The organism is Rhizobium sp. WYJ-E13, assembly GCF_018987265.1.
In the GTDB taxonomy this organism is placed as follows: Bacteria; Pseudomonadota; Alphaproteobacteria; order Rhizobiales; family Rhizobiaceae; genus Rhizobium.
Genome location: NZ_CP076853.1, coordinates 4,105,999 through 4,131,794, shown reverse-complemented (window position 1 = coordinate 4,131,794; position 25,796 = coordinate 4,105,999). Strand labels below are relative to the sequence as shown.

19 protein-coding genes and 1 pseudogene are annotated in these 25,796 nt (G+C 60.2%); 14 read left to right on the top strand and 6 right to left on the bottom strand.

Annotated elements, in window-relative coordinates:
• Positions 1–9: 9 nt before the first annotated feature.
• Both KQ933_RS20380 and polA read right to left on the bottom strand, forming a co-directional pair.
• Complete coding sequence (locus KQ933_RS20380) at positions 10–2,442, bottom strand: DNA translocase FtsK (RefSeq protein ID WP_216756528.1); 2,433 nt, start codon at positions 2,440–2,442, stop codon at positions 10–12.
• A 274-nt stretch (positions 2,443–2,716) separates the two neighbouring features.
• On the bottom strand, positions 2,717–5,716 hold the full coding sequence (gene polA / locus KQ933_RS20375) for a DNA polymerase I (RefSeq protein WP_216756526.1): 3,000 nt from the start codon (positions 5,714–5,716) through the stop codon (positions 2,717–2,719).
• A 423-nt stretch (positions 5,717–6,139) separates the two neighbouring features.
• Between polA and KQ933_RS20370 the strand changes: the two genes are divergently transcribed.
• From KQ933_RS20370 to KQ933_RS20340, 7 genes and pseudogenes are all read left to right on the top strand, one after another.
• Complete coding sequence (locus KQ933_RS20370; RefSeq protein ID WP_216756525.1) at positions 6,140–6,556, top strand: MarR family winged helix-turn-helix transcriptional regulator; 417 nt, start codon at positions 6,140–6,142, stop codon at positions 6,554–6,556.
• Positions 6,557–7,141: 585 nt separating this feature from the next.
• Positions 7,142–8,530 carry a dipeptidase gene (locus KQ933_RS20365; protein WP_216756524.1) on the top strand — a complete coding sequence of 463 codons (1,389 nt, stop codon included), beginning with the start codon at positions 7,142–7,144 and terminating at the stop codon, positions 8,528–8,530.
• A 467-nt stretch (positions 8,531–8,997) separates the two neighbouring features.
• A pseudogene (locus KQ933_RS20360) lies at positions 8,998–9,420 on the top strand (SH3 domain-containing protein); the annotation flags it as partial.
• Positions 9,421–9,915: 495 nt separating this feature from the next.
• A complete protein-coding gene (locus KQ933_RS20355) occupies positions 9,916–12,237 on the top strand; it encodes a transglycosylase domain-containing protein (RefSeq protein WP_216756521.1) in 2,322 nt (773 codons plus the stop codon).
• A 305-nt stretch (positions 12,238–12,542) separates the two neighbouring features.
• The gene (gene dnaK / locus KQ933_RS20350) at positions 12,543–14,453 is read left to right on the top strand and encodes a molecular chaperone DnaK (RefSeq protein WP_216756520.1); all 1,911 of its coding nucleotides are present in this window, start codon (positions 12,543–12,545) and stop codon (positions 14,451–14,453) included.
• Between the two features lie 81 nt (positions 14,454–14,534).
• A complete protein-coding gene (gene dnaJ, locus KQ933_RS20345; RefSeq protein ID WP_216756518.1) occupies positions 14,535–15,665 on the top strand; it encodes a molecular chaperone DnaJ in 1,131 nt (376 codons plus the stop codon).
• A gap of 208 nt (positions 15,666–15,873) precedes the next feature.
• On the top strand, positions 15,874–16,080 hold the full coding sequence (locus KQ933_RS20340; RefSeq protein WP_183727500.1) for a hypothetical protein: 207 nt from the start codon (positions 15,874–15,876) through the stop codon (positions 16,078–16,080).
• 32 nt (positions 16,081–16,112) lie between these two features.
• Here KQ933_RS20340 and KQ933_RS20335 read toward each other — a convergent pair whose 3' ends face one another.
• On the bottom strand, positions 16,113–16,478 hold the full coding sequence (locus KQ933_RS20335; RefSeq protein WP_216756516.1) for a helix-turn-helix domain-containing protein: 366 nt from the start codon (positions 16,476–16,478) through the stop codon (positions 16,113–16,115).
• Positions 16,479–16,751: 273 nt separating this feature from the next.
• Here KQ933_RS20335 and KQ933_RS20330 point away from each other — a divergent pair, with 273 nt between their 5' ends.
• From KQ933_RS20330 to KQ933_RS20315, 4 genes are all read left to right on the top strand, one after another.
• Positions 16,752–16,952 (top strand): hypothetical protein, encoded by a 201-nt coding sequence (locus KQ933_RS20330; RefSeq protein WP_216756515.1) that lies wholly within the window; start codon positions 16,752–16,754, stop codon positions 16,950–16,952.
• Positions 16,953–17,028: 76 nt separating this feature from the next.
• A complete protein-coding gene (gene recF / locus KQ933_RS20325) occupies positions 17,029–18,153 on the top strand; it encodes a DNA replication/repair protein RecF (protein ID WP_216756514.1) in 1,125 nt (374 codons plus the stop codon).
• Positions 18,150–18,974 (top strand): molybdopterin-synthase adenylyltransferase MoeB, encoded by an 825-nt coding sequence (locus KQ933_RS20320; RefSeq protein ID WP_216756512.1) that lies wholly within the window; start codon positions 18,150–18,152, stop codon positions 18,972–18,974. Before recF ends, KQ933_RS20320 begins: the two co-directional genes overlap by 4 nt.
• A complete protein-coding gene (locus KQ933_RS20315; RefSeq protein WP_216756510.1) occupies positions 18,971–19,444 on the top strand; it encodes a GNAT family N-acetyltransferase in 474 nt (157 codons plus the stop codon). The genes KQ933_RS20320 and KQ933_RS20315 overlap by 4 nt, the downstream gene beginning before the upstream one ends.
• A gap of 11 nt (positions 19,445–19,455) precedes the next feature.
• On the opposite strand, the gene KQ933_RS20310 is transcribed toward KQ933_RS20315, so the two are convergent.
• A complete protein-coding gene (locus tag KQ933_RS20310; protein WP_216756509.1) occupies positions 19,456–20,457 on the bottom strand; it encodes a D-glycerate dehydrogenase in 1,002 nt (333 codons plus the stop codon).
• Between the two features lie 177 nt (positions 20,458–20,634).
• Here KQ933_RS20310 and KQ933_RS20305 point away from each other — a divergent pair, with 177 nt between their 5' ends.
• A complete protein-coding gene (locus tag KQ933_RS20305) occupies positions 20,635–21,174 on the top strand; it encodes an SH3 domain-containing protein (protein ID WP_216756507.1) in 540 nt (179 codons plus the stop codon).
• Here the strand turns inward: KQ933_RS20305 and KQ933_RS20300 are convergent.
• The gene (locus KQ933_RS20300; protein ID WP_216756505.1) at positions 21,167–22,159 is read right to left on the bottom strand and encodes an adenosine kinase; all 993 of its coding nucleotides are present in this window, start codon (positions 22,157–22,159) and stop codon (positions 21,167–21,169) included. The two genes, KQ933_RS20305 and KQ933_RS20300, sit on opposite strands and share 8 nt — an antisense overlap.
• Before the next feature lie 402 nt (positions 22,160–22,561).
• On the opposite strand from KQ933_RS20300, the gene KQ933_RS20295 reads away from it, so the two are divergent.
• Positions 22,562–23,509, top strand: coding sequence for an AEC family transporter (locus KQ933_RS20295; protein WP_216756504.1), 948 nt, complete (start codon positions 22,562–22,564; stop codon positions 23,507–23,509).
• Between the two features lie 84 nt (positions 23,510–23,593).
• Entirely contained in the window at positions 23,594–24,964 is a 1,371-nt protein-coding gene (locus KQ933_RS20290; RefSeq protein ID WP_216755122.1) for an IS1182 family transposase, read from the top strand.
• 156 nt (positions 24,965–25,120) lie between these two features.
• On the opposite strand, the gene KQ933_RS20285 is transcribed toward KQ933_RS20290, so the two are convergent.
• On the bottom strand, positions 25,121–25,693 hold the full coding sequence (locus KQ933_RS20285; protein WP_216756502.1) for a cytochrome c family protein: 573 nt from the start codon (positions 25,691–25,693) through the stop codon (positions 25,121–25,123).
• Between the last annotated feature and the right edge of the window lie 103 nt (positions 25,694–25,796).

The window sequence follows — 25,796 nt, the reverse complement described above, 5'->3', positions numbered from 1 at the left end:
GCGCTCCGATTATTCGTTATCGCCGCGGCCTGAGACGATTTCACGTTTGCCGACGTGGTTTGCCGGGCCAACCAGCCCTTCCTTCTCCATGCGCTCGACCAGCGAGGCGGCACGGTTATAGCCGATGCCCAGACGGCGCTGGATGTAGGACGTCGAGCACTTCTTGTCGCGCATGACGACCTTGACGGCCTGCTGGTAAAGCTCGTCGCCATCCTCAGCGCCCATGGCGCTCTTGTCGAAGACGGCGCCGTCCTCTTCATCCTCGGCTTCTTCGTCCTCGCCGGCCGTGACGGTATCAAGATATTCCGGCCGGCCCTGCGTCTTCAGATGTGCCACGACCTTCTCGACTTCCGCGTCGGAAACGAAGGGGCCGTGGACACGAGCAATGCGGCCGCCGCCCTGCATATGCAGCATGTCGCCCTGGCCGAGCAGCTGTTCGGCGCCCTGCTCGCCGAGGATCGTGCGGCTGTCGATCTTCGAAGTCACCTGAAAGGAAATGCGGGTCGGGAAGTTCGCCTTAATCGTGCCGGTGATGACATCGACTGACGGGCGCTGGGTTGCCATGATGAGATGGATGCCGGCAGCACGCGCCATCTGTGCGAGACGCTGGATTGCGCCTTCGATCTCCTTGCCGGCGACCATCATCAGGTCGGCCATTTCGTCGACGATGACGACGATATACGGCATCGGCGCGAGATCCAGTTCCTGCTGCTCCTCGATCGGCGCACCGGTCTGCCGGTCGAAGCCGACCTGGACCATGATATGGATGGTCTCGCCCTTTTCACGGGCCAGGGAGACGCGGCCGTTATAGCCGTCGATATTGCGGACGCCGAGGCGCGACATCTTGCGATAGCGCTCCTCCATCTCGCGCACCGCCCATTTCAGCGCCATGACAGCCTTCTTGGGGTCGGTGACGACGGGCGTCAGCAGGTGCGGGATGCCGTCATAGACGGAGAGTTCCAGCATCTTGGGATCGACCATGATCAGGCGGCACTGTTCCGGCGTCATGCGGTAGAGCAGCGACAGGATCATGGTGTTGATGGCAACGGACTTGCCCGAGCCGGTCGTGCCGGCAACGAGCAGATGCGGCATCTTCGCGAGTTCGGCGATCACGGGTTCGCCGCCGATCGTCTTGCCGAGTCCGAGCGCCAGCTTGTAGCCGCTCTTGTCGAAATCGTCGCTTTCGATCATCTCGCGGAAATAGACGGTTTCACGCGTCGCATTCGGCAGTTCGATGCCGATGACGTTGCGGCCGGGAACGACAGCCACACGGGCAGACAGTGCCGACATGGATCGGGCAATATCATCGGCAAGGCCGATGACGCGAGATGATTTTACGCCGGGCGCCGGCTCGAATTCATAGAGTGTGACGACAGGACCAGGGCGGACATGGATGATCTCGCCCTTGACACCGAAATCCTCCAGCACGCTTTCGAGAAGGCCGGCATTCTGCTCCAGCGTTTCCTGCGACATGATCTCGCCAAGCCGCTCCGGCGGCTCCTGCAGCAGGGCGCGCGGCGGGAATTCGTAGCCGGATGCATCGACTTTTTCGACGATCATGCGGGCCGGACGAAGCGGCGACGGGGCAGCGGCGGCGATTTCGACGCGCGCCACGGGCAGCACTTCGGCCTGCGGCTGCGTCGGCTGGATGACCGGCGCGGCCTGGGTAAAGGGCGATTGCGCGGCTGGCTGCTCAGCAACGGGTGGCTGGACGACAGCAGTCCCGGCAAGCGGAGGGCGGGCCGGCGGCCGACTCAGGGGTGCTGCGGCTACCGGAGGACGAGCCGCCCGGACGGGTGCAGCGGCGGAGGGCGGGGCAGCGCGTGGTGTTACCGGTGCAGGATTATGCCGGCCGGGACGCCATTCCATGATGCGGAAGCGCGAGGTGATCGTTTCGGGTTCGGCCTGCGACAGGTTGATCATTGGCGCACGTGACGGCTCGGCGTCCGTCTCCTCAAAAGCCATGACTTCCCAGAAAGCGAAATCCGAGATCGAGGAAAGCTCCGATGCGGCGCGCAGCGTGGTTTCCACGGATGCGGCGGTAACCGGCTGCGGCTGTGCTTCCGTCTGCTGGTCGATGACCGGCTCGACCACTTCCGGAAGATAGATATCGAAGGGCACGTTGACCGTGATCGGCCCTCGCATCGGCATTGGTTGCTGTGCGGCCGGGGATTGCGGTGGGGGCGCAGGTTGCGGCACAGGAGGAGCAACGACGACGATCTCCTCGCGAACAGGCTCTTCCGGGGCGCGGCGCTTGCTGATCAGCGTTTCCGGTGTGCGGGTGAAGCGGACGTTCGGGGCGAGCGAGAAATTGCTCTGCCAAAGCGGCGGCACCGGCTTTTCGCCTTCATATTCCACGGGGGCATTTTCCACGGGATGTTCAGCTTCCAGTCCGGACGAGAAATCTCCGGCATCCGTCAAATTGGTTCTGGGAAAACGCATGCGACAGCTACTCACTCACGCTTGGTAAATTCGGACATCCTTCCGGATAGGAAATGAAGGTTAATAAGTTCCTTCCAGCCGTTCCGTTGCGGGACGGCCAAAAAGAGGAAACTCCATTGGTTTCAGAGATTTGAGTCTTCAGGAAAAATCTTTGGGGTAATCTCACGAAGCACCTAAAGCGCGGCGCGATCTTTCAGATCCGCTTGCCGCACTTCGGCTTTCGTTTTCGCATGCCGTTGCCGCAAAACCGCTGCGCAGTTTTGCGCGACATGCCTTAATGCGCCTCGTCCCAATTGGTGGCGGCGCGTGCGTCGACCCTAAGCGGTACGCGCATTTCAAGGGCCGGCGAGGTGGCATTTTCCATCACCGAAACGATTGTTGGCATCGCCTTTTCGACATCCTCGTCTTCGACCTCGAAGATCAATTCATCGTGCACCTGCAAGAGCATGCGCACCCGATCGGCAAGGCCTGCCTCGGCGAGCGCCGGTTCGATCTTGATCATCGCGCGCCGGATGACGTCAGCGGCCGAACCCTGGATCGGTGCGTTGATGGCAGCACGTTCGTTGAAGGCGCGGACCGAAGGATTGGACGAGCGGATTTCCGGATAATTGATTCGGCGGCCGAAGATCGTCTCGACATAGCCCTTGTCGCGGGCCATCTGCTTGCGGCTTTCCATGTAATCGCGGATGCCGGGGAAACGCTCGAAATACTTCTTGATATAGTCACCGGCTTCCGAGCGCTCGATGGAAAGCTGGTTGGCGAGACCGAAGGCGGAAATGCCGTAGATGATGCCGAAGTTGATCGCCTTGGCGCGGCGGCGCACCTCGGCCGGCATGCCCTCGACGGGAACGCCGAACATTTCGGAGGCGGTCATGGCGTGGATGTCGATGCCGTCTTCGAAAGCGCGCACGAGCTGCGGGATCTCAGCGACATGGGCGAGCACGCGCAGCTCGATCTGGCTGTAGTCGGCCGAGATCAGCTTGTGGCCGGGCGATGAAATGAAGGCGGTGCGAATCTTGCGGCCTTCGGCGGTGCGGACCGGAATGTTCTGAAGGTTCGGCTCAGAGGAGGAAAGGCGGCCTGTCGTCGTCGATGCCAGTGAATAGGAGGTGTGCACCCGCTTCGTTTCCGGATGGATGTAACCCGGAAGCGCATCCGTGTAGGTGGACTTCAGCTTAGTGAGCTGGCGCCAGTCGACGATCTTGCGGGGCAGCTCGAAGCCGGCCGCCGCCAAGTCTTCCAGCACGCTTGCCGAGGTCGACCATTGGCCGGTCTTGGTCTTGCTGCCGCCGGCAAGGCCCATCTTGCCGAACAGGATGTCGCCGAGCTGCTTGGGAGAGCCGATGTTGAACCTCTCGCCGGCAAGCTGATAGATTTCATCCTCGAACCTGGCTGCCCCTTGAGCCAGTTCGCCCGACAGGCGCGACAGGATCTGGCGGTCGACCGTGATGCCACGTTCTTCCATGCGCGCCAGAACAGGCACGAGCGGACGTTCCAGACGCTCATAGACGCGCGTCAGCTGAGTAGCGGCAAGGCGCGGCTTCAGCACCATCCAGAGGCGCAGCGTCACGTCGGCGTCTTCTGCGGCGTAGTGGGTCGCGCGCTCGATATCCACGAGGTCGAAAGTGACGTTGGACTTGCCGGAGCCGGCAACATCCTTGTAGGCGATCGGTGTGTGTCCGAGGAATTTTTCAGACAAGGGGTCCATGCCGTGCGCGCCCGTGCCGGCATCGAGCACATAGGATATCAGCATCGTATCGTCGAAACTCTTCGTCTCGATGCCGTAGCGCTTCATCAGCAGGTAGTCGTATTTCAGGTTCTGCGCCACCTTGAGGATCGATTCATCCTCCAGCAGCGCCTTCAGCCGCGATAGCGCGTCGCGCATCGGGATCTGGTTTTCCGCGAGCCCACCGCCGAGCAGGTCACCGACTCCCGTCTTGTGGCTGATCGGCACGTAGGCGGCGCGGATGCGTGTGCCGGTTGGGTCTGTCGCATTATCGGCAATCGCCAGGGAGAAGCCGACGAGCTCGGCCTGCATGGCATCGAGCGAGGTCGTTTCCGTATCGAAGGCGACGAGGCCGGTGTCCCGCGCGTCGGCGATCCACCGATCGAGGGTCGCCAGGTCGCGGATCGTCACATAGGAGGAATGGTCAAACGGCAGGGTCGCAAAAGCCTCTGCCCGCGCCTTGGCAAGATCGGCCGGCGCAAACATGCCTTCGACCGCAGTTTTCGCCTTTGCACGCGGCGGAACCGCGACGGCTTCGCCACCTACGTCAGGGATAGTGCCCGCGACAGGCTCCGGCTCGGCTGCATCGAGATCCGGGCCATGCGCTTCCGCACCCCATTCGATCTTCACGAAAGCAGGCTCGATCTCGCTGGCATCGCAATTGCAGACTTCCGCGACACGGCGCGTCAGCGTCGTGAACTCCATGGTCTTCAGGAAGCCGATCAGCTTGGGGCCGTTCTGCGGCTCCAGGATGAGCGCGTCGAGGTCAAGCTCCAGCGGCACGTCGGTGCGCAGGCGCACCAGCTCGCGGGAGAGCTTTGCCTTGTCGATGTTTTCGAGAATCGTCTGGCGACGCTTTTCCTGCTTGATCTCGTGGGCACGCTCGAGAAGGGTATCGAGATCGCCATATTCGGCGAGAAGCTGGGCGGCCGTCTTGGGACCGATGCCCGGAATGCCCGGAACATTATCGACGGAATCGCCGGTCATGGCCTGCAGGTCGATCATCTTTTCCGGCGGCACACCCCATTTCTCGATGACATCGGGGATGCTGATCTGCTTGTCCTTCATGCTGTCATACATGTGGACATTGGTCGTGACGAGCTGCATCAAATCCTTGTCGGAGGAGACGATCGTCACGTCGGCGCCGACGGCTTCGGCCTGGCGGGCATAGGTGGCGATGATATCGTCGGCTTCGAAACCTTCCGTCTCGATGCAGGGAAGATTGAAGGCGCGCGTCGCCTCGCGGATCAGGCCGAACTGTGGCACCAGCTCTTCGGGCGGTGCCGAACGGTTCGCCTTATAGGCGTCATAGAGATCCTTGCGGAAGGTCTTCGACGAATAGTCGAAAATGACGGCGAGATGGGTCGGCGTGGCGGCCACATCGGTGCTGCGTGCATCCCTCAGCAGCTTCCAAAGCATGTTGCAGAAACCCGAGACGGCGCCGACCGGCAGGCCATCGGATTTGCGCGTCAGCGGGGGCAATGCATGAAAGGCCCGGAAGATGAAGCCCGAACCGTCGACAAGGAAGAGATGATCGCCTTTTTTCATGGCAGCATGGATAGCGCGGCGGTTCTTCGAGGTCCATATAAACTTGGTTGTGCAAAAAGATTCCGCCTCACCAAACTGTTACCAATTTGTAATAGGCGGTTTTTTCCCTTTCCCTTGAAAAACCACAATTTCAATCACAAATCTGGCTTACCGGCGTTTGATCGCGCCGCGGGTCTGATAGCCGGCTTGTCCCCCGCCCGCGTCAGGCTTGGACAAAGGCCTCATCCCCCTCTCCGGGCCTTTGTCCTCATTTTCAAGCCGCCATGGCCTTCCTCCAGGCCGTGGCGGCTTAGTTTTCGGCCATTCGCTGCAGCACTCAAAAATTAAGAGCTTCGTTCCTATGTTTTGATGGATCGTATGCGATTTGTTGCATTGTCTACTGCACGATTTTGAGCCTAACTTACAATCATGGGATTTAATCGAATGGAATCCGGCGCCTACCTTGCCAGCCAGCTGGCCAAGGGTTTTGCCCGCTCGCTGCATCAGCGCGCGGCAGGGCTCGGCTTTTCTCCCGGCCAGTTCCCGATACTTCTGGAGCTTTGGGCCGAAGACGGGCTGACCCAGAAGCAGCTTCTGGAGCGCGTCGATATCGAGCAGGCGACGATGGCCAACACGCTCTCGCGCATGGCGCGTGACGGGCTGATCGAGCGTCGCCCTCACCCCACCGACAAGCGCGCCCAGCTGATCTTCCTAAGCGAGAAAGCCAAGGCAATGGAAACGGAAGCCATCGACACGGCGCGCGAGGCCGATCTTGCCCTATTCAAGGGCTTCCGGGCCTTCGAACGGGAGCTGATGCTGGAATATATCCGGCGCCTCATCAACAACGCAAAGGCACTCTGAATCGCCCTGGGCGGCGGCTACGCTTTATTACCTTCGCCTCGGCATGTCTGCAATCTGCGCCAACTCCAGCTCAGCGACCTGCGGCGCCTGTCGAAACATCGTGATTGGCAGATGCTCGATCCTCTCTTCGGTGCGCGTGCGCTGAGCGAGTCACGAACGACGAGAACATCGCAATGGCGTCCGCGATAAGCGATCGGCCGTGTGGCGACCTCGACACGGATCTGTCTCTCATCCTTGGCAATCAGCAGCATTTCCCGGTGACCACTCTCGCTGGCCGACATCGCATTCCTGGGCACGGAAGAGAAGGAGCATGGTCGTCAGGCTGCCGACGAGGCAGACAATCACCGCTGCGATAACCAGCCGCCAGTCATGATTATCCCTGATGCAGGCAATGACAGAGAACATTCGCCACCTCGAAAGTCTGGGCGAGATTATTTAGAGTATTCTAAATAACCGTAACTTGCATTAGGCGCCGCCACTTCATTTATTGTAGCATTTAGCGCCAACATAACACCCTGAAATTTGACGCTCGAAACCACAGCCAATTGGGTCTATCGTCCGGCGGAATTCCAGAAGGAGTCGGAAATGACCGAACTAAATCCTATCCTTGCGCGTGCGGACCGGAATCTCGATTCAAGCCTTGAAAAGCTGTTTGAGCTGTTGCGCATCAAGTCGATCTCGACCGATCCGGCCTACAAGGCCGAATGCCGCAAGGCAGCCGAGTGGCTCACCGCCTATCTGAGGACACTGGGCTTTGACGCCTCGGTTCGCGACACGCCCGGCCATCCGATGGTGGTCGCCCATCATGAAGGCGCCTCGGCTGATGCGCCCCACGTCTTGTTCTACGGTCACTATGACGTGCAGCCGGTCGATCCGATCGAGCTATGGGAAAACGATCCTTTCGATCCCGCCGTCAAGGACGCCGGCAATGGCCGCAAGATCCTGACCGGCCGCGGTACTGCCGACGACAAGGGTCAGCTGATGACTTTCGTCGAAGCCTGCCGCGCCTACAAGGAAATCAATGGCGCCCTTCCCTGCCGCGTCACCATACTTTTCGAGGGCGAGGAAGAATCCGGCTCGCCGTCGCTGAAGCCGTTCCTCGAAGCCAATGCTGCCGAACTCAAGGCCGACTATGCCCTCGTCTGCGACACCAGCATGTGGGATCGCGATACACCGGCAATCGCGGCTGCCCTTCGTGGTCTTGTCGGCGAGGAAGTCGTGGTGACGGCTGCCGACCGCGACCTGCATTCCGGCCTTTTCGGCGGTGCTGCCGCCAATCCGATCCATATTCTCGTGGAAGCACTTGCCGGCCTGCATGACGAGACCGGACGCATCACGCTCGACGGTTTCTACAACGGCGTCGAAGAAACACCCTCCAATATCAAGGCATCCTGGGAAGCGCTCGGCAAGTCGGCGGAAAGCTTCCTCGGCGAAGTCGGCCTCTCCATCCCCTCGGGCGAAAAGGGCCGCTCGGTCCTGGAACTCACATGGGCTCGGCCGACGGCCGAGGTCAACGGCATCTGGGGCGGCTATACCGGCGAAGGTTTCAAGACCGTGATTGCCGCCAAGGCATCGGCGAAGGTTTCCTTCCGCCTCGTCGGCACACAGGATCCGGCAGCGATCCGCGAAAGCTTCCGCAATTACGTTCGCTCGAAGATCCCGGCCGACTGCTCGGTCGAGTTCCATCCGCATGGCGCCTCGCCGGCCATCCATCTTTCCTATGACTCGCCTGTTCTGACCAAGGCGCGGACCGCGCTTTCGGATGAATGGCCGAAGCCTGCCGTCGTCATCGGCATGGGCGGCTCGATCCCGATCGTCGGCGATTTCCAGAAGATGCTCGGCATGGAATCCCTGCTCGTCGGCTTCGGTCTCTCCGACGACCGCATCCATTCGCCTAACGAGAAATACGAGCTTGCCTCCTACCACAAGGGCATCCGCTCCTGGGTGCGTATCCTGACTGCACTGAAGGCCTGAAACGAAAAAGGCGTGCCCGCGCTCTCGCGCGGCACGCCATCCGAAATCTGCCAACAAAAAGGCCGGTTCGAACCGGCCTTCCGTTATCCGCCTCATCTCAGTGCCAGTACATCCGTGGTCAAAGGAGAAGCAGATAATGCACAGCCAGAGTGATCCTGAAGGATTAACGACCGGTAAACGATCCATCCAACCAGATCTCGGAAACGGTATCACCGACAGGGCGCACAACATTTCCGGGCTGCGATTTCTTGAACCTTATATCGGAAGCCGCCTTTTACATTTCAAGGCCCCGAATAAAAGCTTGACCGCCGTTCAAGCTTCGTTCATCCGAACGCCCCTATAAGCCTTTGAAAGACAAAGTGAAACCTGCGCTGCGTGACCTGCGCCGCAGGCGCTCTATCTTTGCCCCGCCGGGGAAATGTCGCTCCCGACGCCCGGCGTCCGTCGTTCATCGCGAGGAGTAAAAGGTGAAACATATTCTTCTGAAAATTGTCGCGGGTGGTCTCTTGCTGCTGGCGCCTGCCATTGCCGAAGCGGCGCAGGGCATTTCGACTGCGAACGTGAACATGCGTGCCGGCCCGAGCACGCGCTATCCTGCCGTCGCCGTCATTCCAAACGGCACGCCGCTGCAAATCCGCGGCTGCCTTGCCGATACGCCCTGGTGCGATGTGGAATTCTATGGAGGCCGCGGCTGGGTTTCCGGCCAATATGTCCAGGCGACCTATGAGCGGCGTCGGATCTATGTCGGCCCGCAATATTACCGTCCGCTCGGTATTCCGACAGTGACATTCAGCGTCGGCCCATATTGGGACCGCTATTACCGCAACCGCGATTTCTATCATGATCGCGACCGCTGGCGCCGCGGGCCGGACTATTATTATCGCGATCGCGGCCCCTATCGTCCCTAAAGAAAAGGACCCGACGTATCTCGTGATACGCCGGGCCTGATATTGATCGGCGCGTGTTGAGGGGAGACGGCCGATCTGAGCGGGACGTGAGGGGTATGTCCCGCTTCTGATAAAACTACCGCGAAGCCTATTGGTTCCCTCACCAGCCAGAAGATGTGCGACGCTGGATAGCCAGCAGGTCGCGCATCTCCGCATAGGAGCCAAGGAGATCTTCAGCCGGCTCGCCGCTGCGTGGAGCGCGTCCGCTTCCGGGACGGGCGGACGTCGTGGCGATATGTGTCGGTTTTGTGACGGTCTCAACGAATTGCGGCCATGCGGGAACTCGCGGCTGGTTAACGGAGAAAAAACAACCAGGCGGGGTACTTGGCCGTATTGGTGTTGTTCTTAACAGCCCGTTAATTCGCCGCATTTACAGTTCAGTCGAATAAAACCGTTGCTCTGGGGCGCGGTCTTATAACAAGGGTCAACCGCTCCACGATGGTAGCCAGACGCAGATCAGACGACAGGATCGAACCGTCCTTCAACGGCCGTGGGCGGCGTGAGGAGGATGACGAATTCGCGCTCGATGCCGACGACCGCATCGACGGGCGGCACGGCTCCAAACGTACATCAAAATCTCCCGCCCCCCGCCGCGCATCGGCGAAGCGCCGTCCCGAGCCTCGGAAACGCGAAGGCGGCGGCCTGTTCGCATTCCTGCGCAGGGTCGTCTACTGGTGCATCGTGCTTGGCATCTGGGCCGGCATCGGTGTTGCCGGGCTCGTGTTCTATTATGGTTCGCGCATGCCGAGCGCCAGCACCTGGGCAATCCCAGAGCGGCCGCCCAACGTCAAGATCACCGCCGTGGACGGCAGCGTGATCGCCAATCGCGGCGCGACCGGCGGCGAAGCACTCTCGCTGGAGAACATGTCGCCCTATATTCCGGAAGCCGTCATCGCCATCGAGGACCGTCGTTTCTATTCGCATTTCGGCGTCGATCCGTTCGGACTTGCGCGCGCCTTCATCAACAACTTGACGGGCCAGCCGATCCAGGGCGGCTCAACGCTGACGCAGCAGCTTGCCAAGAACCTGTTCCTCTCGCCCGACCGCACGCTGGAGCGCAAGGTGCAGGAAGTGCTGCTCTCCTTCTGGCTGGAGCAGAAATACACCAAGGACCAGATCCTTGCGATGTATCTGAACCGGGTCTATTTCGGCTCGAATGCCTATGGCGTTGAAGCGGCGGCCCGCCGCTATTTCAACAAGTCGGCGCGCGACGTGAACCTCGGCGAAGCTGCACTGCTTGCGGGTCTCGTGAAGGCACCATCGCGACTTTCCCCGGCACGCGATGCGGAGGCGGCAAACGCCCGCGCGCAGGTCGTGCTGCGGGCGATGCGCGATCAGGGATATATCAGCGCGGACGAAATCAAGACGGCGATGTCACAGACGCCGGCTTCTGCCCGAAGCTATTGGTCGGGCGCCGGGCAATACGTCGCCGATATGGTGATGGACGAGCTGCAGGGGCTGGTCGGCGACGTGAAGGAAGACGTCATCGTCGACACGACCATCGACAAGACGCTCGAAAAGAAAGCCGAGCAGTCGCTGGTCGACGTGCTCGACAAAGAGGGCGGCAAGTTCGATGCGTCGCAGGCAGCTCTCGTCTCGATCGACGGCACGGGCGCGATCCGGGCGCTTGTCGGCGGCAGGGATTATGCGACGAGCCAGTTCAACCGCGCCGTCAAGGCCAAACGCCAGCCAGGCTCCTCCTTCAAACCATTCGTTTATGCCGCCGCACTTGAAAAAGGCCTGACGCCGGATTCCGTCTTCAACGACGCGCCGATCCGCATCGGCGACTGGACGCCTGAAAATTACGAGAAGAAATACAACGGCGAAGTGACGCTCCGCACCGCGCTCGCCAAGTCACTGAACACGGTGGCCGCCCAGCTCGTGATGTATGACGGGCCGGATCAGGTGATCAAGCTCGCGCATCGTCTCGGCATCGAATCAGACCTACAGCCCAATGCCTCTATCGCACTCGGCACCTCGGAAGTGTCGCTCATGGAGCTGACATCCTCCTATGCCGCCTTCATGAACGGTGGCTACAAAGCGACGCCGCATGTGATCCGCCGGGTGACCACCACTGATGGCAAGGTGCTTTACGAGAACACCTACGACAATCCGCCCCGCGTGTTATCCGAGCAGATCGTCGCCGAAATGAACATGATGATGATGGGCGTCATCAACGGCGGCACAGGCTCGAGCGCCAAGCTTCCCGGCTGGCAGGCGGCCGGCAAGACCGGCACGACGCAAAACTCACGCGACGCATTGTTCGTCGGCTTCACCAGCAACCTGACGACAGGCGTATGGTTCGGCAATGACGACGGCAAGCCGATGAAGAAGGTAACCGGCGGAGGGCTTCCGGCCAAAGCCTGGAAGGAATTCATGGTCGCCGCGCATAAGGGGCTTTCTCCAGCGCCGCTCTTCGGCATGGGCCAGACACTCCCCGACTCTGGCGCCAACCCTGGCACCGACCTCGGCAACGGCCAGCCGATGGCGCAGGCTCAGCCGGCTCCCGAGCAGCCTTCGACGGTCGGCAGCATCATTTCCGGCGTTTTTGGTGGGAATGCCGACCTGAACCGTTATCCGCCGGCGCCCGGACAGTCGCGGGCGGTGACGCCGGTGAATGGCGGACCTGTGCCGCCCGCCGATGTTGCCGGCGGCGGTTACGACGACATGGTGCCGCCCGGTGATGTGGGCGGACCGCAAGCAACGTCAGGGGCGCAGCCGCGACGCACGACCCTGCTCGATCTCATCATGGGGCAGTAGACAGTATTGGAACGGGATATGAAGGCCTTTCGGGAGCACGTCCTGCGCAAGGCTCGGCATGCAAGATTTGCGTGGTTCGACGGTGCAAAGCAGACCCTTTTCCGGCTACTGTAAAAATTGAATGCAACACATTCGTTTTGCTGGATTCCGGGTCATTTCTCGCCTTGCAGTCCAGAAATCCGCTCCTTATATACGCCGCATCACCGCAATCACGATTGCGTAATCTTAGTAGACCCATCCCGTAAGGGGCTGTCAGGGAAATGCCTTACCGGGGTTCCGACAGCTTGCTTCAAGGAGAGAATGACATGGCAAAAGTAATTGGTATCGACCTTGGAACGACAAATTCCTGCGTCGCAGTCATGGACGGCAAAGACGCAAAGGTCATAGAGAACGCGGAAGGCGCGCGTACGACCCCTTCCATGGTGGCATTTTCCGATGACGGCGAACGCCTCGTCGGCCAGCCGGCAAAGCGCCAGGCGGTCACCAACCCCACGAACACACTCTTCGCCGTAAAGCGCCCCATCGGCCGCCGTTACGAAGATCCGACCGTCGAGAAGGACAAGCACCTCGTTCCCTTCACCATCGTCAAAGGTGACAATGGCGACGCCTGGGTCGAAGCCAACGGCAAGGGCTACTCGCCCGCACAGATTTCCGCGATGATCCTTCAGAAGATGAAGGAAACCGCCGAGTCCTATCTCGGTGAAAAGGTCGAAAAGGCCGTCATCACCGTTCCCGCCTACTTCAACGACGCGCAGCGTCAGGCAACCAAGGATGCCGGCAAGATCGCCGGTCTTGAAGTGCTGCGCATCATCAACGAGCCGACCGCTGCAGCGCTCGCCTACGGCCTTGACAAGAAGGACGGCAAGACGATCGCCGTTTACGACCTTGGCGGCGGTACCTTCGATATCTCGATCCTCGAGATCGGTGACGGCGTCTTCGAAGTGAAGTCAACCAACGGCGATACTTTCCTCGGCGGTGAAGACTTCGACATGCGCCTCGTCGAATATCTCGTTGCCGAGTTCAAGAAGGACAACGGCATCGACCTGAAGAACGACAAGCTCGCCCTGCAGCGCCTCAAGGAAGCTGCCGAAAAGGCAAAGATCGAGCTGTCCTCTTCGCAACAGACCGAAATCAACCTGCCGTTCATCACGGCTGACGCTTCCGGTCCGAAGCACCTGACCCTGAAACTGACCCGCGCCAAGCTCGAAAGCCTGGTCGACGATCTCGTTCAGCGCACCATCGCTCCGTGCAAAGCAGCCCTCAAGGATGCCGGCGTCACTGCAGCCGAGATCGACGAAGTCGTTCTCGTCGGTGGTATGAGCCGCATGCCGAAGGTCCAGGAAGTCGTCAAGCAGCTGTTCGGCAAGGAACCGCACAAGGGCGTCAACCCGGATGAAGTCGTTGCTCTCGGCGCAGCCATCCAGGCCGGCGTTCTGCAGGGCGACGTCAAGGACGTTCTGCTTCTCGACGTGACCCCGCTGTCTCTCGGCATCGAAACGCTCGGAGGTGTCTTCACCCGTCTGATCGAACGCAACACGACGATCCCGACGAAGAAGAGCCAGACCTTCTCGACTGCCGACGACAACCAGCAGGCCGTCACCATCCGCGTCTCGCAGGGCGAGCGTGAAATGGCTGCCGACAACAAGCTGCTCGGCCAGTTCGACCTCGTTGGCCTGCCGCCGGCACCGCGCGGCGTTCCGCAGATCGAAGTCACCTTCGATATCGACGCGAACGGCATCGTGCAGGTTTCGGCCAAGGACAAGGGCACCGGTAAGGAACAACAGATCCGCATCCAGGCTTCCGGTGGTCTTTCCGACGCCGACATCGAAAAGATGGTCAAGGATGCCGAATCGCATGCCGCCGAGGACAAGAAGCGTCGCGAAGGCGTGGAAGCCAAGAACCAGGCCGAAAGCTTGATCCATTCCACGGAGAAGTCGCTCAAGGATTACGGCGACAAGGTTTCCGAAGCCGACCGCACTGCAATCTCCGACGCGATTGCCGCTCTGAAGTCCGCGACCGAAGCAACCGAAGCCGACGCCGAAGACATCAAGGCCAAGACCCAGACGCTCATGGAAGTGTCCATGAAGCTCGGCCAGGCGATCTATGAAGCCCAGCAGGCCGAAGGCGGCACTACCGACGCTTCGGCTGCGGATGACAATGTCGTCGATGCCGACTACGAAGAAGTCAAGGACGACGACCGCAAGAAGTCCGCGTAATCGTGGGCTGGCGGCCTTTGCTAGACGATAGACATCCGGCTGCTCACCATGGCAGCCGGAAATCCATTTCCGGGGCTTAAATTGGCAAAAGCGGACTTTTACGAAACTCTGGGTGTAGCCAAGACGGCGGATGAAAAAGAGCTGAAGAGCGCCTTCCGCAAGCTGGCAATGAAATACCATCCGGACAAGAACCCGGATGACAAAGACGCCGAACGCAAGTTCAAGGAAATCAATGAAGCCTACGAAACGCTGAAGGACCCGCAGAAGCGCGCTGCCTACGACCGTTACGGCCATGCGGCCTTCGAGCATGGCGGCATGGGCGGTCCCGGCGGCGGCGGATTTGCCGGTGGCGGTTTCTCCGACATCTTCGAGGATATTTTCGGCGAGATGATGGGCGGCGGCCGTGGACGGCAACGCTCTTCGGGCGGCCGCGAACGCGGCGCCGACCTTCGCTACAATATGGAAATCTCGCTGGAAGAGGCTTACTCCGGCAAGACGGCGCAGATCCGCGTTCCGACGTCGATTACCTGCGACGTCTGTTCTGGCTCCGGCGCGAAGCCCGGCACGCAACCGAAGACCTGCGGCACCTGCCAGGGTTCGGGCCGCGTGCGCGCAGCACAGGGGTTCTTTTCGATCGAACGTACCTGCCCGACATGCCATGGTCGCGGTCAGATCATTCCCGATCCGTGCCCGAAGTGCCACGGCCAGGGCCGTGTGACCGAAGAGCGTTCGCTTTCGGTTAACATCCCTGCCGGCATCGAGGACGGCACCCGCATTCGCCTGCAGGGCGAAGGCGAAGCCGGCATGCGCGGCGGCCCGGCGGGCGATCTCTATATCTTCCTGTCGGTGAAGCCGCATGAGTTCTATCAGCGCGACGGAGCCGATCTCTATTGCGCCGTGCCGATCTCCATGACGACGGCAGCGCTCGGCGGCACCTTCGATGTGGCAACGCTCGACAGCACCAAGTCGCGTGTCACCGTTCCCGAGGGTACGCAGGCGGGCAAACAATTCCGCCTGAAGGGCAAGGGCATGCCGGTGCTGCGTTCCAGCCAGACAGGCGATCTCTACATCCAGATCCAGATCGAAACGCCGCAGAAGCTTTCCAAGCGCCAGCGCGAGCTTCTGCAGGAATTCGAGCAGCTCTCCTCCAAGGAGAACAATCCGGAATCGACGGGCTTCTTTGCCCGGATGAAGGAATTCTTCGAGGGCTGATCTCGATATCTTTCAAGGTTACAAAAGCCGGAGGGTTCCGCCTCCGGCTTTTTTCGTGCGCGCCCCAATCCGGGACACATGTATCAGGCCGGGACGCAGGCCGGCACACAGATGTCTTGTGTTAACGCAGAGACCGGATGATGCTTGCAAGTTCCTGAATTCCATACTGTCTTTGGCCCGCAGTCCGGGACTAACAGAGGGTATATCCATGTCGGCAACGAACTTTTCCAACTGCCTGTCCGAAGATGTCGATGCGCTGGCAGGTGCGCTCTATACGTGGTGCGCCGAACGCAATATCAAGCTCCGCAGCCAGCAGGGCCTTTCGATCGCCAGCATCGCGATCGACCTTTATCATGCCGGCCATCAGACACAGGATGCCCTGCTCGTTGCGCTGCACGAGCGCGAGCTTCACTGAATCTCGATAGTTTCAAGGATGTTTGGAACGCTTCAGGCAGCGTTTTCGGTTGCCTGACCGCTCATGAGATTGAGGATCGTCTTGACTGCCTGCTTGCCCGCAGACGAACTCAACCTGTCATAGCTGACCGCCAGCTCATAAGCCTCGGGGCTCAGCTCAACACGATTGGTGAACTGGGAAATGCCGGCACCTTCGAAAAGCTCGGAAATATCCACTCCAAGGAAGACCGCTATCTGATGCAGCTTGCTGGCAGAGACGCGGTTCGTCCCCTTCTCGTATTTCTGAATCTGCTGGAATGTAAGGCCCAGCGCTTCACCGAGTTCCAGTTGAGAAACACGTCGGCGAGCGCGAAGTTGTCTCACGTTGCGACCGACAATGATATCAACCGGATCTGGCACTGCAGCATTCTCTCCCGATAAACCCTTTATTTACCATATAGCGTCAGCTGAATATCTCAACCCGGAAGTTGCAAATTTCAACCGACTTTTTTTGGCATTATACCGCCTAAAGAGTTGTCTCATTGAACATTATACAACCTTTACTCCTCATTTGATCACTTGACGGCGATATCGCAAAAAATTGAACACCCTTTAGTTGACTTCATTGCATCGGCGATAGTTAGTCGCGCCGACCCCCTAAGACGCATCCGACATGAGGCTTCGAATACTGCGATGATATCCTCTCCCACCGGGAAATCTGATGCCGACAGTATCGTCATCGATATGCGCCGCCAGAGGCTGACGATGATCCTCGACTCGTTGAAATCCTTGCGCGGCTCGATAGAAAACCGGCCGGATCTTCTCTACTGGATCGAAAAGGCGATTGCAGAGGCCGAAGCGCAGCTGGAGGCTCCCGTCCCTCGCAGGCATTAGAGACATAAGCAGCTCTCAGCCTTGATATCCGTGCGGCTTCGGCTTAGCTGTCAGCGCTAATGATTCCGGATATCCGATGCCGCACAAGGTTTCCCTTTCCCGCCTGAAGCTGACCGATTTTCGCAATTACGCATCGGCCTCGCTTTCGCTCGACGGGCGGCATGTGGTGCTGACCGGTGACAACGGCGCCGGCAAGACCAACCTCATGGAGGCTGTCTCCTTCCTCTCGCCCGGACGCGGGCTGCGCCGCGCCGCCTATGGCGACATCACCCGCGTGCATGCGACGGGTGGGTTTTCTATCTTTGCCGAACTCGATGGCATGGAAGGCGATGTCGAGATCGGCACCGGGATCGATGCCAGCGACGAGACGACCACGCGCCGGCTGCGCATCAATGGAACGACCGCGAAAACGATCGACGAGCTGACGGACCATTTGCGCGTACTCTGGCTGACTCCGACCATGGATGGGCTCTTTACCGGCGGCTCGTCCGACCGCCGGCGGTTCCTCGACCGGCTGGTGCTGTCGCTCGACCCTGAACATGGCAAGCGGGCGAGCGATTTCGAACGTGCCATGCGCAGCCGCAACAAGTTGCTCGACGAAGGCCGTTTCGATCCGTCCTGGCTTTCCGGTATCGAGGAGCAGATGGCAAGCCTCGGCATCGCCATGGCGCTCGCGCGGCAGGAAATGCTCGGCCTGCTGACGCGGCTGATCGAAGAATGCCGCGAGACCTCCCCCTTCCCGTCAGCATCGCTGCAGCTCTCGGGCTTTATGGACGGCCAGTTCTCCAGGCCTTCGGTCGACTTGGAAGACGAATATGCGTCAACGCTCGCCGCCAACCGTTATCGCGATGCCGGCGCCGGACGCACACTGGAGGGGCCGCATCGCGCCGATCTCATCGTGCATCATCGCGAGAAGCAGATGGGAGCAGCGCGCTGCTCGACCGGTGAGCAAAAGGCCCTGCTGGTGGGCCTTGTGCTTGCCCATGCGCGGCTCGTCGGCAATCTCACGGGCCATGCGCCGGTTCTGCTCTTGGACGAGATCGCCGCCCATCTCGACGAGGGGCGCCGTGCTGCATTGTTCGACCTCATAGATGGGCTCGGCGGCCAGGCCTTCATGACAGGAACGGACCATCAGATGTTTGCGGCACTTGGCGAGCGGGCACAGTTTTTCACGGTTGCCGACGGAAGGGTTTTCGAATGAGCGATAGCGCTTCTCCTGCCGGTTCGGGGCGTGATAGCATCAGACCTATGGAACCTCTCGGCCCGGACGAAATTGCGCGTTATCATCGTCATATCCTGCTGCCGGAAATCGGTGGCGCGGGTCAGCAGAAGCTGAAGGCCGCGCGCGTGCTGGTGATCGGCGCCGGAGGGCTTGGTGCGCCGATCCTGCAATATCTGGCCGCCGCAGGCGTCGGCACGCTTGGTATTGCCGATGACGACCGCGTTTCCCTTTCCAATCTGCAGCGGCAGGTTATCCACGATTCCGGCACGATCGGCGAGCTGAAGACGGAGAGTGCAGCGCAAGCGATTACGCGACTGAACCCGCATATCAAGATCATCCGGTTCACCGAGCGCTTTTCGGCAGACGTTGCGCGCCGACACCTTTCGGGCTTCGATCTCTTGATCGACGGCTCCGATAATTTCGACACACGATATGCGGCTGCCGATGCAGCCGAGGAAGCGCACATCCCGCTCGTCACCGGTGCAGTCGGCCGCTTCGACGGATCGCTGACCGTGCTGAAACCCTATGAGACTGCCGAAGACGGTACGGCCAATCCCGGCTATCGCGACCTTTTTCCCGAAGCACCACCGACCGGACTGATCCCAGCCTGCGCGGAAGCCGGGATCATCGGTGCACTCACGGGCGTTATCGGCACGCTGATGGCCATGGAGGCGATCAAGCTCATTACCGGTGCAGGTGAACCGCTGATCGGCCGGCTGCTGCTCTATGATGCGCTATCGGCCCGTTTCGATACGATCCGCTACAAGCGCCGGCGCGCGAGGCAGAGCAAGACCGCATGACGCCTTTTCGCATCGATGAGGGCTTTGCCCGCTGGAATGAGCTGCTTGATCTCGTTCTCGCATCCTTCGCCTATATGGAAGGCCGCATCGATCCGCCCTCTTCCGCAATCCGCCTGACGGTGGAATCGCTGGTGGAGAAAACAAGGGTGGAAATTGCTTATGCCGTGGAGAATGACGGACGGCTTGCCGGATGCATTTTCCTGCGCCCGGAGACGGACTGCCTCTATGTCGGAAAGCTTGCGGTTCTGCCATCGGCACAAGGCAAAGGCGTCGGCCGTCGCCTGCTTGATATCGCCGAGAAGACGGCGTGCGATCTCGGCCTTTCGGCATTAAGGCTCGAGACGCGGATAGAACTCGTCGGCAATCACTCGACCTTCGCCGCCTGGGGCTTTGTCAAGACCGCAGAGAAGTCCCATCCTGGCTTCACGCGCGTGACATTTATCGAGATGCGGAAAGCGCTTGCCGGCTGAGGTGGGAGGCCTCACCGTCCGGGCAGCACCCGGTTCGGCGGCCGGTGACCGTCCATGAAGGCGCGGATGTTGATGATGACCTTGTCGCCCATTTCCGCACGTCCCTCGATCGTCGCCGAACTCATATGTGGCAACAGCACGACCTTGCCCTCGTTGGCGAGCTTCACCAGCTTCGGATTGACGACAGGTTCGTTTTCGAAAACATCGAGGCCGGCGCCGGCGATCTTTCCTTCTCGCAGGCATTTGATGAGAGCCGCCTCGTCGATCACGTCACCGCGGGCGGTGTTGACGAGATAGGCGGTCGGCTGCAGCAACGCCAGGCGTCGTGCCGAGAGCAGATGGAAGGTCGCTGGTGTCGAGGGGCAATTGACCGAGACGATGTCGACGCGAGCGAGCATCTGATCGAGGCTTTCCCAATAGGTCGCCTCCAATTCGTCCTCCGTCGCCGGATTGACGCGCTTACGGTTGTGATAATGGATCGACAGGCCGAAGGCCTTGGCGCGTCGCGCAACAGCCGTGCCGATACGGCCCATGCCAACGATGCCGATGCGCTTTCCATGCATGCGACGGCCGAGCATCCAGGTGGGAGACCAGCCGGCCCATTCGCCGGGCCTGTCGGTCAGCACGCGCGCACCTTCGCCAATCCGGCGCGGCACGGCGAGGATCAGCGCCATGGTCATGTCGGCAGTGTCCTCGGTCAGCACATTCGGCGTATTGGTGACGGTGATGCCCTTGCGGGCGGCGGCTTCGACATCGATATGATCGGTACCGTTCGAAAAGCTGGCGATCAGCTTCATCTGCGGCCCGGCCTGATCGATGAGGGCTGTGTCGATCCGGTCCGTTACGGTCGGAACGAGCACGTCACAGTTCTTGACGGCTTCGGCAAGTTCGAGGGCGGATCGCGGCGTGTCATCGATATTCAACTCGGCATCGAAGAGCTCGCGCATGCGGGTTTCGACGACATCGGGCAGCTTGCGGGTTATGTAGACCTTGGGTTTTTTCTTCGTCGTCATAGCGGCTTGCGGTGCCTTGTTCAGAGGTCTTTAACCAAGTTGGGCGATCATTTCCCTGTTCCGGGCATTTTCTACCAGACCCGCACGCGAAGACAAACAAAACTCGCGAGGCGACCGGGGAATCCCGGAAAACGAGCAGGCAAGGCCTGCTTCGAATTCGAGCCAATGGAAGCTTCCATGCGTCGCACTGTTCTGAAGTCCTGCCTCGTCCTGGCGATTGCTATTGCCGTGTCGGCAGGCAGCATCGAATTTGCCCAAGCCCAGGCGGCCAAGGGGCCGAGCGGCCTGCCGCTGCCGCGATTCGTGACGCTGAAGTCCAAGCGCGTCAACCTGCGTATCGGCCCGGGAACGGATTACGCCGTTTCCTGGCTCTATCTGAAGTCTGGGTTGCCGGTCGAAATCATCCAGGAATATGACAACTGGCGCCGTATCCGCGATGCCGACGGCACCGAGGGCTGGGTCAATCAGTCGCTGCTGTCAGGCCAGCGCGCCGCTATCGCCGCGCCGTGGATGAAGGGCAAGGGCAAGAGCGTCTATGTCAACCTCCGCCGCGAAGCGCAGCCGTCTTCCAGCATCGTCGCCAAGTTGGAACCCGGCGTGATGATCACGATCGGTGAATGCAGCGGAGAGTGGTGCTTCGCAAAGACCGACGGCGCCGAGGGCTGGGTGGCGCAGTCGGAAATCTGGGGTGCCTATCCGGGCGAGGCTTTTAAATAAGGCCTGCCTCCTTTGCGGCTTCGGACAGCGACCTCATCGGCCGCGGGCCGATCTGCTGGATTACGATGCCGGCGGCAAGGCAGCCGAGCTTGCCGCAATCTTCCAGGGTGCGGCCTTGGGTGTAGCCGTAGAGGAAGCCAGAGGCGAAGAGGTCGCCGGCGCCGGTCGTGTCGACGACTTCGTTGATCTTGATCGCATCCACGTAATGGCGCTCGTTGCCCTTCAGGATCACGGCACCGTTCTCGCTCATGGTCACGGCGGCGATCCTGCAATCCTTGGCGATCTTGTTCAGCGCTTCTTCGAAATCGTCGGTCTCGTAAAGCGACAGCACTTCCTGACGATTGGCGAAGACGATATCGACTTTGCCCGACCGCATGAGATCCAGGAACTCACCGCGATAACGATCGACGCAGAAGCTGTCGGAGAGCGTCATCGACATTTCGCGGCCGTTCTCATGGGCGATGCGGGCGCAATCAAGGATCGCCTCCTTGGCGCGCGGCGGATCCCAAAGATAACCTTCGAAATAGGTCACCTTGGCATCGGCCACGACATCTGCTTCGACATCTTCAGGCCCGAGTTCGACGCAGGCGCCGAGATAGGTGTTCATCGAGCGTTCGCCGTCATCGGTGACGAAGATCATCGAACGCGCGGTCGGGGGGAACGTGCCCTTGGCCCTAGTCCGGTAATGGACGCCCTGGGCACGGATATCATGCGCGAAGATCTCGCCGAGCTGATCTTCCGCGACCTTGCCGAAATACGCGGCCTTGCCGCCGAGGCTTGCAACGCCGGCGGCCGTATTGCCGGCGCTGCCGCCGGACGCTTCAAGCGCCGGACCCATGCGGGAATAGAGCAGTTCGGCACGGTCGGCATCGATGAGATTCATCGCCGCCTTGGTGATCTTGTTGTCAATGAGGAACTGGTCGTCGCAACGGGCGATGATATCGACGATTGCGTTGCCGACTGTCAGAACATCGAATTTTGTCATGAAATGGGAAGTCCCGGATTTGTGATAGCCGGTAGTCGGTCTTAGCGAAATTTGCCGGCATTGAAAGGATAAAGAGCAGATCACGCTCTAAGTCTTCGTAAAATTGCCGTTTATCCGTCATGCCGCTGTCACCTTGCCCGCCTAAAAACAGTGTTGGCAAAACCGGCATGCAGGTATCTCGCATGGCCGATATGGGAGGGATGATCCCTTCAGTCATACCGGGACGACGCTGACCACGGATGAACTGGCAGCATCGCTACCGGCTATCCGGCAAGGTCCGGATGCGGAAAAGCGGGCTCGGCCCGTTTTTTTGTTGCAGCGCGAAAGATATTGCGCCCATGGCATTTGTCATGGCTGGCAATTTGCTGCTAGACCTCTGCAATCCTCGCCGAGCAGCAGTTTATGTCAGCCATCATCTTCGACGTTCTTCCGATCTTCCTTCTCATTCTCATCGGCTGGCTGATCGTCCGCGTCGGGGTGCTGACCACAAATGTCGGCGATGGCTTGAGCGAGTTCGTCTTCAAGATCGCCGTGCCCCTACTGCTTTTCCGCACCATCGCCGAAGCCGATTTCCATGGCGCATCGCCTTTCCGGCTCTGGATCGTCTATTTCTCCGGCGTCGCGGTGACATGGACGGCCGGGCACATCGTCGCCACGCGTTTCTTCGGGCGCGACGAGCGAATCGGCGTGCTCGCCGGCGTATCCTCGGCCTTCGCCAACAATATCTTCATCGGCCTGCCGCTGGTCGAGCGCACCGTGGGCAGCGAAGGGCTTGTCGCCCTTTCCATCCTGCTTGCCGTGCATCTGCCGATCATGATGGTGGCCGGCACCATCATGATGGAACATGCCGAACGCAAGATTTCCGGCAAGAGCGACCGAAGCATTACTCTGGTATTGAAACAAATCGGCTTGAATCTGCTGCACAATCCGCTCGTTATCGGCATTGCAGCAGGTGCCGTCTTTCACGTGTCAGGCCTGACCATGCCGGCAACGATCAGCTCCGTCGTGGGGCAGATCGCCGGCACGGCCGGTCCGGCGGCGCTGATTTCGCTCGGTATGGCGCTGCGGAAATACGGAGTCTCCGGCAATGTTGGGATCGCCAGCGCAACCTCAGCCTTCAAGCTGCTGCTGCTGCCCGGCTGTGTGTGGGCAGCAAGCCATCTTTTCGGCCTCAGCAACGAATGGGCGGCGGCACTGGTGCTGACCTCGTCGGTGCCGACAGGGGTGAATGCCTGGCTGATCGCCAACCGCTTTGGCGTCGGCCACAGCCTTGCCGCGTCGACGATCACGGTGACCACAGCGCTCGGCGCCATCACCGTTTCCTTCTGGGCCTATGTTCTCGGCGCCTGAGGCAGCAAAAAGCCCGGCTTTTGACCGGGCTCAGACTGCTGACAAACCCCTGGCCACAGCCAGGGGTTTGTGATTCACTGGGACATGTTGAAGAAACCTGCTCCCGAACAAACGGCTCTCGAGATGGTGACGCTCGACAGCCTGGTGCCGAAGGATCACCTGCTTCGCAAGATCGATGCGGTGATCGACTTTTCCTTCATCCATGATCGTGTTGCCGGGCTCTACTGCGCCGACAACGGGCGTCCGCCGCTCGATCCTACCTTAATGTTCAAGGCTCTGTTCATCGGCTACCTGTTCGGGGTTCGCTCGGAGCGGCAGTTGGTGCGCGAGATCGAGGTCAATGTCGCCTATCGCTGGTTCCTTCGGATGAAGCTGACTGAGCCGGTCTTCGATGCCTCGACGCTGTCGCAAAACCGTCGCCGCCGCTTCAACGATACGTCCGTGGTCCAGGACATCTTCGATGCGATCGTGAAGCAGGCGATCCGGCACGGCCTGGTCGACGGCACGGTACTGTATACGGATTCCACGCATCTGAAGGCCAATGCCAACAAGGGCAAATATGATCTTGAGATGCTCCAGAAATCGCGGGCCGATTACTGGGCCGATCTTGACCGGGCGATCGAGGCCGAACGGGCCGCGCATGGCCAGAAGCCGCTGAAGGAGAAGGCGCGCGAGCCCGAGGTGAAGGAAACCAAGGTCAGCCGCACCGACCCTGAAAGCGGCTACATGGTGCGCGACGGCAAGCCCAAGGGCTTCTTTTATCTCGATCATCGGACCGTCGATGGTCGCCATGCCATCATCACCGACACGCATGTGACGCCGGCCAATGTGCATGACTCGATCGTCTACCTGGAGCGGCTGGACCGGCAGCGCGACCGCTTCGACTTGCATGTCGGCGCGGTCGGGCTCGATGCGGGCTATGCGACATCAGGCATCGCCAAGGGACTGGAGGACAGAAAAATCCTCGGCGTCACCGGCTATCGCAATCCCACCCCACCCAAGGACGGGATGATGCGCAAATCGAAGTTCGTGTTCGAGCCCGAGACGGACGGCTATCGCTGCCCCGAGGGCCAGTTGCTGACCTATGCCACCACCGACCGCAACGGCTACAAGCACTACCGCTCCGATCCTGCCATCTGCCGAAACTGCCCGCTGCTTGCCTCCTGCACGTCCAATGCCAAGGCTGAGCGCACCATCACCCGCCATGTCTGGCAAGACGCCCGAGAACGAACAGATGCCAACAGAAAGACACCCTGGGGCAAGGCAATCTATAAGCGGCGAAAAGAGACCGTCGAACGTTCCTTTGCCGACGCCAAACAACTTCACGGCCACCGCTACGCCCGCTTCCGAGGCCTCGTCAGAGTCCGCTGCCAATGCCTGCTGGCCGCTGCCGCCCAGAACATCAAGAAGATCACCATAGCGCTGACCAAGACCCCAAAGCCAGCCTGGGGATAAGGCCAGACAGCCGTAATTCTCATCAGACCAACCTCATCGGCAAAACGTCACTTCACCGGGCGTTCCGACAAAAAACCGCCGACAAAATCGACGGGTTTGTCAGCGGTCTGAGCCCGGCTTTTGACCGGGCTTCTTCTCGGAAAAAACTCGTCGTTCTTACTGCGTTGCAGTCGGAGCATTCGGATCCGGCAGCGGAGCCGGTGAATCTGCCAGCGTGTGCAGATAGAGGATGACGTTGGCGCGATCCTGATCCTTGGGCAGACCAGCAAAGCCCATGGCAGTGCCTGGAACGTCCTTCTTCGGCGCCAGCAGGAATTTGTTGAGGTTCTCGAAGGTCCAATGTTCGCTGCCACCCTTGGAGAAGTCCTTCATGGCAGAGGAATAGGCGAAGCCTTCATGCGAGGCGATCGGGCGGTCTACGACACCAAAGAGGTTCGGACCGACCTTGTTCGGTCCGCCTTTGGTGCCGTCATGACAGGCCTGACACTTCTTGAATACGGTTTCGCCGGCCTTGGCGTCAGCGCTGGCAAGAAGCTTTGCGATCGGAACGGCAACAGCAGCAGGTGCGCCTTCACCGCCGGCGGCGGGTGCCTCCTCGGCGACGATGGCAAAACCTTCCTTCTCCGGCGCTTCCGAATGGAAGATCCCCTCGGAGGCAATGGAGACCGACATCAGAACGAAGATCGTTCCCAGCAGCGCTCCCACGGCCGTATTGACGTATGAATTCATCTGCAATGCTCCCCTTGCAGCCGGCAGACCAGAAACCGGACCATCTTGAAATTGCGCGGAACCTATGTCTTTTGGCTATTCGTTGCAACTGTCTAAATGGTCT